The organism is Jeotgalicoccus huakuii (genome assembly GCF_036665975.1).
Taxonomy (GTDB): domain Bacteria; phylum Bacillota; class Bacilli; order Staphylococcales; family Salinicoccaceae; genus Jeotgalicoccus; species Jeotgalicoccus marinus.
The window spans coordinates 24,026-38,584 of the sequence record NZ_JAVIYN010000021.1 but is presented as its reverse complement, the minus strand read 5'-3'; the positions used below and the strand labels follow the sequence as shown (position 1 = coordinate 38,584).

12 protein-coding genes are annotated in these 14,559 nt (G+C 38.0%); 1 reads left to right on the top strand and 11 read right to left on the bottom strand.

The window, feature by feature from the left end; all coding sequences use genetic code 11:
• Positions 1–37: 37 nt before the first annotated feature.
• From icd to V6E76_RS10385, 11 genes are all read right to left on the bottom strand, one after another.
• Positions 38–1,303, bottom strand: a complete 1,266-nt coding sequence (icd, locus tag V6E76_RS10435; RefSeq protein WP_247352575.1) for an NADP-dependent isocitrate dehydrogenase — start codon at positions 1,301–1,303, stop codon at positions 38–40.
• 17 nt (positions 1,304–1,320) lie between these two features.
• Positions 1,321–2,436, bottom strand: a complete 1,116-nt coding sequence (gene citZ / locus V6E76_RS10430) for a citrate synthase (protein WP_247352577.1) — start codon at positions 2,434–2,436, stop codon at positions 1,321–1,323.
• Positions 2,437–2,772: 336 nt separating this feature from the next.
• Complete coding sequence (locus tag V6E76_RS10425; protein WP_247352579.1) at positions 2,773–3,522, bottom strand: hypothetical protein; 750 nt, start codon at positions 3,520–3,522, stop codon at positions 2,773–2,775.
• Positions 3,523–3,540: 18 nt separating this feature from the next.
• Positions 3,541–5,301, bottom strand: a complete 1,761-nt coding sequence (gene pyk / locus V6E76_RS10420; protein WP_247352581.1) for a pyruvate kinase — start codon at positions 5,299–5,301, stop codon at positions 3,541–3,543.
• Between the two features lie 12 nt (positions 5,302–5,313).
• The gene (gene pfkA / locus V6E76_RS10415; RefSeq protein WP_247352627.1) at positions 5,314–6,273 is read right to left on the bottom strand and encodes a 6-phosphofructokinase; all 960 of its coding nucleotides are present in this window, start codon (positions 6,271–6,273) and stop codon (positions 5,314–5,316) included.
• A gap of 153 nt (positions 6,274–6,426) precedes the next feature.
• A complete protein-coding gene (locus V6E76_RS10410; protein WP_247352583.1) occupies positions 6,427–7,374 on the bottom strand; it encodes an acetyl-CoA carboxylase carboxyltransferase subunit alpha in 948 nt (315 codons plus the stop codon).
• 2 nt (positions 7,375–7,376) lie between these two features.
• On the bottom strand, positions 7,377–8,228 hold the full coding sequence (accD, locus tag V6E76_RS10405; protein ID WP_247352585.1) for an acetyl-CoA carboxylase, carboxyltransferase subunit beta: 852 nt from the start codon (positions 8,226–8,228) through the stop codon (positions 7,377–7,379).
• Positions 8,229–8,245: 17 nt separating this feature from the next.
• Complete coding sequence (locus tag V6E76_RS10400; protein ID WP_247352587.1) at positions 8,246–8,668, bottom strand: GntR family transcriptional regulator; 423 nt, start codon at positions 8,666–8,668, stop codon at positions 8,246–8,248.
• Complete coding sequence (gene ystJ, locus V6E76_RS10395) at positions 8,668–9,906, bottom strand: NADP-dependent malic enzyme (RefSeq protein ID WP_247352589.1); 1,239 nt, start codon at positions 9,904–9,906, stop codon at positions 8,668–8,670. Before ystJ ends, V6E76_RS10400 begins: the two co-directional genes overlap by 1 nt.
• Before the next feature lie 66 nt (positions 9,907–9,972).
• Positions 9,973–13,119 carry a DNA polymerase III subunit alpha gene (locus V6E76_RS10390; RefSeq protein ID WP_247352591.1) on the bottom strand — a complete coding sequence of 1,049 codons (3,147 nt, stop codon included), beginning with the start codon at positions 13,117–13,119 and terminating at the stop codon, positions 9,973–9,975.
• A gap of 11 nt (positions 13,120–13,130) precedes the next feature.
• Positions 13,131–14,090 (bottom strand): DHH family phosphoesterase, encoded by a 960-nt coding sequence (locus tag V6E76_RS10385; RefSeq protein WP_247352593.1) that lies wholly within the window; start codon positions 14,088–14,090, stop codon positions 13,131–13,133.
• A gap of 76 nt (positions 14,091–14,166) precedes the next feature.
• Here V6E76_RS10385 and V6E76_RS10380 point away from each other — a divergent pair, with 76 nt between their 5' ends.
• Complete coding sequence (locus V6E76_RS10380) at positions 14,167–14,538, top strand: YtpI family protein (protein WP_026866853.1); 372 nt, start codon at positions 14,167–14,169, stop codon at positions 14,536–14,538.
• Positions 14,539–14,559: the final 21 nt, after the last annotated feature.

Sequence of the window (14,559 nt, the reverse complement as noted above, 5' to 3'; positions counted from 1 at the left end):
CAAGTATAATATGAAGTTCTATACAATTCAATGAAGATTACATATTTTCAATTAATGCATCACCGAATTCAGAAGTCTTAACTTCTGTCGCGCCGTCCATTAGACGAGCAAAGTCGTAAGTTACAACTTTTTTAGCTATCGTTTTTTCAATGGCGTTGTTCACTAAGTCAGCAGCTTCTTGCCAACCTAAGTGTTCTAACATCAGCACACCTGAAAGTAAAACAGATGATGGGTTTACTTTATCTTGACCAGCATACTTCGGTGCAGTACCGTGAGTCGCTTCAAAGATTGCATGTCCTGATTCATAGTTAATGTTTGCGCCTGGTGCGATACCGATACCACCTACCTGTGCAGCAAGTGCATCAGAAATATAGTCACCGTTTAAGTTCATTGTTGCAACAACATCGAACTCTTTAGGACGCGTTAAAATCTGTTGTAAGAAAATGTCAGCAATTGAATCTTTAATGATAATCTTGCCGTCAGCAACCGCTTGGTCTTGAACTTCGTTCGCCTTATCTTTACCTTCTTTTTCTACAATTTCATCATATTCAGCCCAAGTAAATGTCTGATCTTTGAATTCAGTACGTGCGAGTTCATAACCCCAGTTTTTAAATCCGCCTTCTGTAAATTTCATAATATTACCTTTATGAACAAGTGTAACAGATGGTTTGTTATGCTCAATCGCATAGTTAATTGCAGAACGTACTAAGCGCTCAGTACCTTCTTTTGATACTGGTTTAATTGCGATTGAAGATGATTCTGGGAAACGAATATTTTCAACACCCATTTCATCTTGTAAGAAGTCGATAACTTTTTTAACTTCCGGCGTACCTTCTTTAAATTCAATACCTGCGTATATATCTTCAGTATTTTCTCTAAAGATTTGCATGTCACAGTGTTCAGGGTGTTTAACTGGAGATGGTACACCACTGTAGTGTCTAACTGGGCGTAGACAAGCGAATAAGTCTAACTCCTGACGTAATGTTACGTTTAGTGAACGGAAACCTCCACCGATTGGTGTTGTTAGTGGTCCTTTAATTGCGATGAGGTACTCATCGATCTTATCTAAAGTTTCTTGAGGTAACCATTCACCAGTTTGGTCAAATGCCTTTTGTCCAGCAAGTACTTCTGTCCATTCAATTTTCTTTTCACCGTTATAAGCTTTTTCAACAGCTGCATCGATTACACGACTTGCTGCTGCCCAAATATCTGGGCCGATTCCATCACCTTCAATGAAAGGTATAATCGGTTCATTTGGTACATTTAATACACCATTTTTAGTTTCAATCTTTTGTCCTGCCATTTTTTTACCCCCGTATCTTATCTGTTTTCGATTGGTTCGTATTTTCTATCTGTATGACCGTTGTATTCCGCACGTGGACGGATTAAACGGTTATTTTCATACTGCTCAAAAATGTGAGCGATCCAACCTGAAGTTCTACTTACTGCAAAGATTGGTGTGAATAATTCATGTTCGATACCTAATGAGTGGTAAACCGAAGCACTGAAGAAGTCCACATTTGGTAAGAGCCCTTTTTCCCGTTCGATAATTTCAGCAATTTTAACTGACATTTCGTAAAGTTCAGGTTGTCCGTTTTCTTCAGTAAGACGGCGTGCCATATCCTCTAGATACTTCGCACGTGGATCACCATCTTTATAAACACGGTGACCAATACCCATAATCTTTTCTTTGTTTGCTAATTTTTCTTCGATATAGTCATCGACCTTATCTAAAGAACCGATTTCCTCAAGCATCGCCATCACTTTCTCATTGGCTCCACCATGCAATGGTCCTTTAAGTGCACCAATTGCACCAGTGACACCTGAGTACATATCTGATAATGTAGCAACGATGACACGAGCTGCAAATGTTGATGCATTAATTTCATGGTCTGCATGTAAAATTAGCGCTTTGTTCATCGCCTCAATTTGCACTTCAGTCGGCTCTTCACCATTTAGCATGTACAAGAAGTTTTTTGCATAACCATAATCCGGATTTGGATCGATTACATCTAAACCTTGACGCGTACGTGCAATGGCCGCAACAATTGAAGGAATCTTCGCTTGAATGCGAATCGCTTTAAGTAAAGTCGCTTCCTCACCTTGCTCTTCTGCACGCTCATCCGTATGAGATAATAATGAAACTGCCGTACGTAAAGCACTCATTGGATGCACTGATTTATCTACAAAAGTTTTGTAGAAGTTTTTCGCATCATCCGTAAGGTGTGCATGATTAAACAATTCCTTCTTAAAGTTTGATAACTCTTCAGAATTTGGTAGCTTATCATGCCACAATAAGTAGACAACCTCTTCAAATTCTGCATTTTCTGCTAAATCATCAATTTCATAACCGCAATAAGTCAGCTGTGTGCCGATAATTGAACTGATTCTAGATTCACCAATTACAACACCTTCTAAACCGCTGTTTCCAGTCATAAATCCCCCTCCTATATATGTAACAGAATGTTTAAGGCAAGTATAACAAAATTGTGACAGTTATGATATTCAAGTAAATTCAATCATTTTTGTGAAATAATATTCAAAGATACTCGTCAACACTTATCACTTCTTGTTTTCTATACCCATTATATTCATTTTAACACATCCATAAGTTGAAATTAATTATCTTATGATAATTAATAAGAATAAGTTTATTTTTGAGGTGTTACTTTTGTAGCGGACCGCTGTCAGTTCCACAACGACCCGATACCCTCGATAATCACCTAAACACAAAAAAGGTAGAACTCAAAAGAGTCCTACCTATCAAATAACCTATTCATTTAAATTTTGCGGAATTTCGATTGTCTCGATGCCTCCGATATTTGTATAATCAGCAGCTGCTTGAATTGTCGCTTCTTCACTTTCTCCAGAAACGGTCGCTTCTAGCTGACTACCGGTAAAGCGTTCTTCTTCATCAAAGTACAACTGCAGTGTCCCATTAACACTGTCAAATGATGACGCGATTTCGCTCGTACTATCGTTTAATAGTGGTTCTATGGTAGACATATCATCAATGTTGACAGTAATCGCGTAGCCTTCTTCTAGACTGCTTAACTCTCCTGCTGGATAGTCAGATAAACTGCTGACAACCGACTCGTAGCTATTCGCTTCTAATGAATCTGTACTGTCAACTTCGTTTAATTGATTATTGTCAAAAATATAATGTGAACCGTCAATCATGTAGTGAGATGTCACTTGTCCATCATTATCAACCGATAGTTTCATCTCATTTTGATCGTCATAATTGATGACACTTTGAAAACTTGTTGTCTCTTCACCTTGTTCTACGGTAAATTCCTGATTCCCCGTGTAAGATAAAACACCTTCACTGTTACTGATGGCATTTTGAATCAGTTTGTCTGCTGTCATCTCACCGTCATTGCCAGCGGATTCTTCTGTTTGTTCAGCATCATTTGCTGATTCATCTTGTTCACTGTTATCTTCTTCTCCATTATTCCCACCTGCATTACATGCAGCTAAAAGGAACATGCTAAGAAATAATATACCAAGCGTCTTCTTCATCTCTTACACCTCTAATCTTTATAACACATGTGCATGTCCACTATAGACGACGCTTTGTTCACTATCAAGTGTCACAAGCATACCATCTTGTAGGACATCAAAGGCATCATTCGCACCGACAATAGTTGGTAATTCTAGGTTCAAGCCAACGATTGCACCTTGACTTGTTAGTCCGCCTTCTATAGTCACAAGTCCTGCTGCTTTAATTAACAGCGGTGTCATCAATGCATCGACAGATTGAACAACGACAATTTTATCTGTCGTATCTTTTTTCTCTAATTCACTGAAATTTTTAGCAGTAACAACTTCACCTACCGCACTTTTCGTACCGATACCTTGGGCTTTAATCAAGGTATCACCGACGACGTGAAGTTTCATTAAGTTAGTTGTACCTGCTCGACCTGCTGGTACGCCTGCAGTAATAATAATTAAATCACCTTCATTTGCATAACCTTTTTCAAGCGTAGCAGTTACTGAAGTGTTTAATAGATCATCTGTATTTTTTTGACCCACCTTAACAATTGGATGTACACCCCACACTAAGTTTAGCTGTCTAGCAACATGGTCATATGGCGTTACCGCAACGATATCTGAATGTGGTCTATATTTCGCAATCATATTCGCTGTGTGACCACTTTCCGTTGCTGCAACAATCGCCTTACAACTTAAGTTTAATGCAGTATGTGCTACAGATACGCCTAAGGCAGTCACCATATTTGTCTGTGTTGATTTTGTTCGGTCAGATAATAATTTCTTATAATCCTGTGCTTGTTCAGAGGACTCAGCAATCTTCGCCATCGTCTGTACCGCTTCAACTGGATAATCTCCAGCAGCTGTTTCACCACTTAACATTACAGCATCTGTACCATCGTAAATTGCATTGGCAACATCACTCGCTTCAGCACGTGTACAACGTGGATTATGTTGCATTGAATCTAACATTTGTGTAGCTGTAATTACTGGTTTACCGACTAGATTACATTTTCTAATCAACTCTTTTTGCTTCATCGGCACTGTTTCCGGTGCAATTTCTACACCTAAGTCCCCACGAGCAACCATGAGACCATCTGAAATCTTAAGGATTTCATCAATATTTTCAATACCTTCTTGGTTTTCAATCTTAGGAATAATTTTAATATATTCACCCTGATGTGTTTCAAGTAATTCTCTTATTTCTAATACGTCTTGTGGACGACGTACGAAACTTGCTGCAATAAAATCAACGCCTTGTTCGATACCGAATTTAACGTCAGCCTTGTCCTTTTCAGTTAAACCAGGTAAGTTCACACTAACTCCAGGCACGTTGACGCCTTTTTTATTTTTCAAAAGACCATTATTTCTTATTGTTGTTGTGATAATACCTTCTTCTTTATTTATACTTTCGACTTGTAGTTCAACTAGACCATCATCGAGTAAAATAAAATCGCCAGGCTGAACATCATCAATCAAACCTTCATAAGAAACTGAGAAGCGATCTTTATTACCTAACACTTCAGTCATCGAAACTTCAATTGTTTCACCTTTTACTAGTTCAACTGAACCATTTTCCATACTGTGTGTACGAATTTCTGGACCTTTGGTATCTAATAAGATCCCGACGGTCTTATCCAGCCTTTTAGCAACTTTACGAATCGTTTCAATACGCGCAAGATGCTCCGCATGGTCACCATGTGAAAAATTCAAACGTGCCACATTCATACCGGCTAAAATAATTTGTTCAAGCTTTTCTTCAGATTCTGAAGCAGGTCCAATTGTACATACGATTTTAGTACTTCTCATTATAGTTTCCCCCTAGATTGATAGTTCTTTTGAAAGCTGATAAATAGTATTGTCATAAGATTTTTCATGCTCGTGTACATAGTCGAGTGTGACCGTAGATAGTTGATTGTCCTTGATGCAAGTTCCAACTTCGCTTTGTCCATCGAGTAGTAACTCTACCGCATAAGCTCCAAATCGTGAACCGAGTACCCTATCTTTTGCAGAAGGTTTACCACCACGTTGAATATGTCCAAGTACACTTAACCTAGTTTCTATATTAATATACTTTGCTAACTCCACGCTACAATATTCTGCAGTCATTACGCCTTCGGCGACAATTATTAAGGAATGTTTCTTACCTCGGTCGAGCCCTGCCTGTATTCTGTCTGCCACATCAGACATCTTCGTATTTCTTTCAGGTATAAAAATAGTTTCAGCTCCCGCTGCTAATCCTGCGTTTAAGGCAAGTTCTCCAGAGTCTCTTCCCATCACTTCTACTATAAAGGTCCGTTCATGACTCGTGGCAGTATCACGGATTTTATCGATCATGTCTACAATGGTGTTTAATGCCGTATCATAACCAATTGTTTCATTTGTACCGGGAATATCGTTATCAATTGTTCCAGGAATGCCAATAACCTTGATGCCGTATCCTGAAAGTACACTTGCCCCTCGGTAAGACCCGTCTCCACCAATGACAACAACACCTTCAATGCCAAGGTCCTTTAGATTTAGAACTGCTTTTTGTTGTCCTTCAACTGTCTTAAAGTCTTCAGACCGAGCTGAATATAAGACCGTACCACCTCTATGTATAATGTCGCCTACATCACCGAGTGACATTTCCCTTATATCACCATTGATTAGTCCTTGATACCCATGGGATACGCCGTAGACTGTTAGCCCTTCATAGATGCTTTTTCTCACCACAGCACGGATGGCTGCATTCATACCTGGTGCGTCTCCACCGCTTGTTAATACTGCAATCTTCTTCAATAAAATCACCCATTTCTTAGTCATCTTAAACATAGCACAGACCTTAAGTGTGGTCTATTCTTAAGAATATAAAATTAAAAATCCATACGTTAAATGTTAGAGCTTCTTATACTCAAACTTGTTAACGTACGGATTATTAATAAAAACGACTCATTATTCTTCGTATTGACCAATTGCCATGTATTTTTCGAATCTTTGATTTACAAGGCGTTCACCATCGAGTTGTGTTAACTCTTCTAAGGCGCTCTTAAGTACTTTCTCAGTTTCATTGAACACAAAAGTCTTATCGTTATGTGCCCCACCTGGTGGTTCTTCAATAGTGCCATCACTGACACCTAATTCTAGAAGGTCATGCGCTGTAATCTTCAGTGATTCTGCTGCGATTTCTTTTAGTGATGCATCTTTAAAGAGAATCGATGCTGCACCTTCTGGTGAAATAACAGAGTAAGTCGAGTTCTCAAGCATGTACAGTTGATTACATACACCGAGTGCTAAAGCACCACCTGAACCACCTTCACCGATAACAATACTAATCACCGGTACAGTGAGTCCTGCCATTTCAACGAGATTTCTTGCAATAGATTCACTTTGTCCACGTTCTTCAGCAGCTTTACCAGGATAAGCACCTTTCGTATCAATAAAGCAAATGACCGGACGATTGAACTTCTCGGCTTGTTTCATCAATCTTAGCGCTTTTCTATATCCATCTGGATGAGCCATACCAAAGTTTCTGGCAATGTTGTCCTTAGTATCCATCCCTCTTTGGTTACCGATCACTGTCACAGGGCGACCATTGAACATTGCAATACCACCAATAATCGCATTGTCATCGCTATATGCTCTATCACCTTTTAACTCGATAAAATCATCAAATAAAGCAGCAATGTACTCCTTAGAAGTTGGACGTTTAATGTATCTTGCAATTTCGACACGTTGCCAAGGTGTTAGATTTGAATATATTTCCGCTCTCTTATCCTTCACTTTCTTCTCCAAAAAGCTAATTTCAGTTTTTAAATCTAATTTATTTTTATGTGCGTATTTTTCAAGTTCTTTAATCTTATTTTCTAGCTCACCAATAGGTTTCTCAAAGTCAAATGCCATATTTACACCACCTCTTTATGCATTTTTAAGATTGTACCGAGATAGCGTTTCATATGGGTACGGTTAACGACCTCGTCTAATTGACCATGTTTGAGTAGGAACTCAGCAGTCTGGAAATCATCTGGTAATTTTTCTTTTATGGTTTCTTCAATTACACGACGGCCAGCGAAGCCGATTAGGGCACCTGACTCCCCGATATTAATATCACCAACAGAGGCAAATGATGCCGACACGCCACCAGTAGTCGGGTTTGTCATATATGAAATGTACAAGAGCCCAGCCTCACTATGTCTTTCTAAAGCGACACTAACTTTAGCCATCTGCATTAAGGAAAGAATACCTTCTTGCATTCTCGCACCACCACTTGCAGTGAAGACAATGACAGGTAGTCTGTGCTCTGTTGCATAGACAAAGCTACGTGCAAGCTTTTCACCTAATGCTGAACCCATACTCCCCATTCTAAATCTAGGGTCCATTATTGCGACAACAACATCATTGCCCATTATACTCCCACGGGAAACAACAAGGGCTTCATTGAGTCCTGTTTTTTCCTTATCAGATTTTAGTTTTTCTTCATAATTCGGAAACTTCAACGGGTTTGAAGAAGTCACATTTTCAAAAAGACGTTCCTCAGTATCGATATCCAGTAAAGCTTCCATACGATCTGTACTCGTTATCGGTAAATGATAATCACAATTAGAACACACGTTTAAACGCTTGTGAAGATCTTTAGAATACAATATCTTTTTACAATTTGGACATTTGGTCATAATTTTTTCTTGCTCAATTAAACCGTCTTTGCCCTGCTCATCTGTCGCTTTTTTATTTAACTTAAAAAATATATCTCTTAGCATTCCTACACCTCATTAAATCACGCTTTATGTCCGTCTGAATATTTTTCGAGTAGAGAATAAATTCTACGCACGATCTGATTATCGTCGTCTTTTACCGTCTTCATACCCTGATATTTATGTTCGTAATAAAAATCGATCATATGCATGAGTTCATTAAGCTCCTCGTACTGTTTTTCAGTATGGATTAAATACTTTGCAATTAATTTATACAGTTGATGATTGTCAATATTTGCTAAGTAAGTCCCTTCGCCTCTTTTAACATAGATTACACCTATGAGTTCTAAGGCTCTTAGAGCTTCTCTGACACTTTGTCGACTTACATTTAGTCGTTCTTTTAAATATCTTTCACTTGGTATCTTCTCGCCGATACCGATGTTTTGATCTTCGATGATTTTGTCGATTTCTTCTAGAATCGTTTCGAGACCTTTTTTATTTTCCATTAGTTCACTGATAACTCACTTATTAATTTTTTTGTTTTTTCATATACTTCACCAGGCTCAACCTTTATACGGGCAACCCCAGTATTCATAGCAGCTTCTGCCACTTTTTCTGCGACCGTTGGTGCCACCTCTGGATGGAAGGCATCCGGTATCACATATTCAGGACTAAGTTCCTCGTCTGTTACTATATCTGCGATTGCTAACACTGCCGCTTTCTTCATCTCTTCGTTAATATGCGTCGACTGTACATCTAAGGCACCACGGAAGATACCTGGAAAAGCAAGCACATTATTAACCTGGTTCGGGAAGTCACTACGCCCCGTACCAATTACTTTAACGCCTGCTTCATGTGCAATATCTGGCATAATTTCTGGTGTTGGGTTAGCCATTGCAAAGATGATCGGATCTTCCTTCATAGAATGAACCATTTCTTTAGTCACTGCATTTTCGACTGACACGCCAATAAATACATCAGCATCCTCGATCACATCTACTAAATTCCCTTCAATATTATTCATGTTAGTGAATTTAGCGACTTCTTCTTTTATAGGATTCATACCACTTGGACGACCTTCATAAATTGCACCACGTGAATCACACATGATCATATCTTTTACGCCAAAGCTGTGTAAGAGCTTAACAATTGCCACACCAGCTGCACCTGCTCCGTTTAGTACAACCTTGATTGAAGATAATTTTCTACCAGTCAATTTAATCGCATTAATTAAACCAGCTAAAGTCACAATTGCAGTACCATGTTGATCATCATGGAATACTGGAATATCGACTTCTTTTTTTAAACGTTCTTCAATTTCAAAACATCTCGGTGCTGAGATATCTTCTAAATTGATTCCACCAAATACTGGTGTCATCAATTTCACAGTATTAACAATCTCATCAACGTCATTTGTTTTAAGGGCAATTGGGAATGAATCCACTCCTGCAAAATTTTTCAGAAGGATAGATTTACCCTCCATCACTGGTAAGCTTGCAGACGCACCAATATTACCAAGGCCTAGTACAGCAGACCCATCTGTAACAACACCAACTGTATTACCTTTAATTGTATAGTCAAAGATCTTTCTTTCGTCTTCGTAAATTTCCTTACAAGGTTCAGCTACGCCAGGTGAATATGCAAGGGATAGTGCTTGTCTATCTTTAATCTCAACTTTTGAGTTTACGGACAATTTTCCTTGGTTAACTTTGTGTAGTTCTAATGCATCGCTTTTAAGTGACAAATCATTTCCTCCTATAGTGGTCATACCACGGTATATTATCACTAACCTACCCGTTTTACAATATATTTATACGATTAATCTGAAATTTTCATAATCAATTTTTTCAATTAAGCCACTGATATTTCTTGACTCTATATAACCAATCGTTGAATGACGTTCAAAGTCTAGGACCGGTATCCCCTCAGCCGAAAGAAATGGTTCAATATCACTTTTTTGTAGATTTCTAATATAAATTTTCTTGGTCCGTTTAATGTATGCATCCTTATATGTTTCAGGCGTGTATAAGCGGTCGATGACGAGTTGATCCTTACCGTTACGCTCACCCATGGTTGCCACTGCGACCACAATGGGTTCATTTAGTATAGGATGATATTTAAAATATTCCTTAGCAAAAATAACACCATCTATTGATGTATACCCATCTGATAGTGTTAAGAAGGCCATGTTCTGACCACTTTTCTTAATCTTGATGGTTTTAACATCTTCGATAAACAAAAGATAACTCGCGTGTTTTTTATGCTGTTGAATAAATGAGAAAGGGATATATTCTAAAGCTTGATGCTTCAGTAAGACTGGATGATCGGAAATATAAAAACCGAGTGTCTCCTTCTCACCTTGAATTATTTCAGCTTGAGACATCTCATCTGTATAATGGAAATCTTTTTTAATACTAAACCCAAGAGAACTTAAAAATGATTCATGATGATACTCGTCACCTGCATTATTGAGTACATTCGGTATTGTTTGTAACATAGTTTTTCTATTCTCTTTAAATGAATCGAGTGCACCTGAAACAATTAAGTTTCTCAATATTTTTTCATTGAATTTGAAATTTACGCGGCTAACAAGATCAAATATATCAGTAAAATTACCGTTTTGACGTTCTTTTTGTATGGCATCATAGAGTAGTTTTGAAATGCCACTAATCATTGAAAATCCGAGAAGGATACCATCGTTCTCGATATTTTGCCATTTGGAACGATTGATGTCAGGTGGGTGTATATTAATTTTCATCATCTTGATTTCACTTAAAACTTGCTTAATTTTATCTTCATTAGAGCGGTGATGTGTCAATATTACGGAGTAGAAAATCGATGGATAATGTAATTTAATGTAAGCCATTATATAAGCCACTTTACTATAGGCAACCGCGTGACTTTTTACAAAACCGTAATTTGCGAATTCCATGATCAATTCAAATATCTGCTCTGCCAACGCTTGACTGTATCCTTGATCTAAGGCGCCATTTATAAAATGTTCACGCTCTTCAGCTAAGATATTTTTGTCCTTTTTACTCATGGCACGTCTTAATATATCTGCTTGTCCATAGCTAAAGCCTGCAATCTTTCCAGCAATTTGCATAATCTGTTCCTGATAGACGATGATACCAAATGTTTCTTTTAATATTTCCTTTAAGTCTTCGTGTGGGTATGCGATTGTTTTCGGATTTTCTTTACGATATATAAAATTATCGATTTCTTTCATTGGACCCGGTCTATAGAGGGCAAGTACTGCGGCTAAATCACTAAGACCCTCTGGTTTAAATTTTTCAATCACACGTCTTATTCCAGTTGACTCTAACTGGAATATGCCTAGGGTCATGCCAAGGGATAACATCTTGTAAACACGCACATCTTTTTTGATGTCATCTAGAGAAAAGTTTTTATCTTGTCGGTGAATGCCCTGTATCATATATCGGATAAGCGATAAGTTTTTAAGACCAAGTAAGTCAATTTTTAAGAGCCCAGCAGATTCAACATCTTTCATTGGCCACTGGGTCATCACATGCTGGTCCACAAAAATAATCGGCACAGAGTCGGTCAATTTCTTACTGCTTAACACCATCCCAGCAGCGTGTGTGGAGGTGTGTCTTGGCAGCCCTTCAATTTTTAAGGCGACTTCTTTTAAAACTTTATATTTACTGTCATTCTCTTCTAGTTGTTTAAAACGGTCTGTATCGAAAGCTTGATTTAAAGTTGCATTTAATTCCGAAGGAATTAAATTGGAAATTAATTTTAATTCATCTTCAGTAAAACCGAGCACTCTACCAACATCACGGGCTGCCATTTTTGCACTCAGTGTCCCGTAGGTTACGATATTACCGACTTGCATCTGGCCGTATTTCTCTATCAGATATGTGACAACTTCATCTCGTCTTGAATCTTCAAAGTCGATATCTATATCTGGCATGTTGACACGTTCTGGATTTAAAAACCGTTCAAACAAGAGCTGATGCTCAATCGGATCAACTTCAGTAATATTTAGGGTAAATGAAACGAGACTGGCAGATGAAGATCCACGACCTGGCCCAACGTAGATGCCTTGCTTCTTAGCGAAAGCCACCAAATCTTGTACGATTAAAAAGTAGTCTTCAAAGCCCATAGAGACAATGACATCATACTCATATTTCAAACGCTCTTTGTATACAGGCCCTCTCCTATCTAGTCCGAGCGCTTTAAAACGTTCCATCAACACGCGCCACAAGTAGTCTTTAGATTGATCATCATAAGGATTGTCAAAGGCAGGTAAGGTATGTTCAACCTGAGGAAGTGGCACTTGACACTTATTGAATATTTCTTCGTTATTCTTTAAAAAAGAGGCTGCACTTTCATCTAGCATTGAAGATATTTGAATACAGTCATTTCCACTCAAAGAATGTATGGAGTCCGCGCTAATTTTTTCATTATCACGAATCGCATTTAATACCTTTAACGCCCCACGTTCTTCACGATTTACGTAATGACTCGCCTGAATATAAACTTTCTTATATTGTCCTTCAACTTGGTAGGAAAGATACTGATCTTCCTCACTCGTTTCAAGTTTTGTTAAAAGCCCAACACTAGACTGTGTCTTACCAATCACAATACAGTTCCTTATATTATTAATAAGGTAAGCGAGTGGCGTCCGTTCGATATCTTTATATGACAACATCGCACTTAAACGGACGAGTTCTAAATACCCTTCTTCATTTTTAGCTAATAAAACTAAGGGAATACCATTTAAGCCATCCTCTGCTAGGATTTCTATTCCTGGCACAACATGGATATTCTCCTCTTGACCCGTTTTCATAAACTGGTAGACTGCATGCATTCGGTTGAAGTCAGTCACTGCGACTGCAGTTTGGCCATCGTTTTTAAGCGTTTCTAACAAACGATTTAGCGTTATATTTGAATTTAAAAAGTCAAATGCACTATGAACATTCAAATTAAGCATACAGACACACCCTATACTAGTTTTTCTTCTAATCGTTCAATCAACGCCTCGAGCGTTTTTTTGTCGCTTACTCTAATCCCACTGGCAAGTGGATGACCACCTCCGCCAAATTCCCCGGCGATGTCATTAATTACGATCTCTTTAGAGCGTAATCGTATTCTAATCTGGTCTTTATCTTCTAAGGCTAGGAACCATACTTTCACTTCGTCTATATCTCTAAATATGTTGACGTCTAATCCTGCTTCTGACATAGAGAGATCGAATTCTTTAATAACTTCTTCAGGGACATAAGTGTAGGCAATGCCTGAGTCTAAGAAGACAGCTTGACTAATCAACCAACCCTTATACATAAAGGCTTTCTTTGTGGACTGATGCAACTGATTATTTAACTTAGCTGCGTCAAAATCAAAGTCGATTAATCTAGAAGCAACATGAAATGTTAAAGGACTTGTATTGTTATATAAAAAGCGACCGGTGTCTCCGACAATACCCATGTATAGACAAGCTGCTGTTTCATTATCTATAGGATGCGCATCCCATAAATCCATCAACAAATAGAGCAATTCACTTGCAGAAGAAACAGCTGTCTCAACGATCGACAAATCTCCAAATGGCTCAACATCAGGGTGATGGTCAATTTTTACTAACTTACTACCTGCTTTTACAGTGCCATCTAAACGGTCGAGATTTGCTGTATCCACTGCGATAATAAGTGGTGAGTTCAGGGGTTTTTCTTCGTCCATTTCTCCTAAAAAATCAAGAGAAGGTTCTGAGCCACCAAGTGCAATGATGTCCTTATCTTTATATTTATTTCTTAAGTAGTTACGTAAACCAAGTTGTGCACCGTAAGCATCTGGATCTGGCTTTTGATGTCTTAAAATCACAATTTGATCATGTTGTTCAATTAATGTTAAAACGTCTTTTGCTTTACTATTTAACTCACTTAAATTCTGTGTCAATTCTTTTAACAATAGTGAAACTCCTCATTAATAATTTACTTACATTCATCAATCAATTATACTACATAAGAGATTGGAGTTGTATCGGATGGAATTCTTATATTCTTTTGTTGTTTCATTTTTAGTTACAGCAATTGTTGTTACATTTATTCTCTTCGTCGTCTTTAAAGTTCGTAAAATACGAACGATAAGAGACGTAAGAGGTGCATACTACAATAGCATCTCTCGGATATGGCTCGCTTTATTCATGATTGTCTTCGGCTTAAATACCATCGTCCAATTCCACACCTTTGTTGCATATTTAATCGGTGGATTGTTCATTATTTTTGGTGGCTTCCAGCTTAATTATTTCAATAAAGCACGCAAGTATTTTAAAGGTAACTTACCGATAGAAGAAAAAGCATGGCAAGAATTTGAAGCGATGAAAAAGAATCAGGCGAAAAAGAAAAAGCGTAGCTAATACATAAGGCTTCCGGTTTGT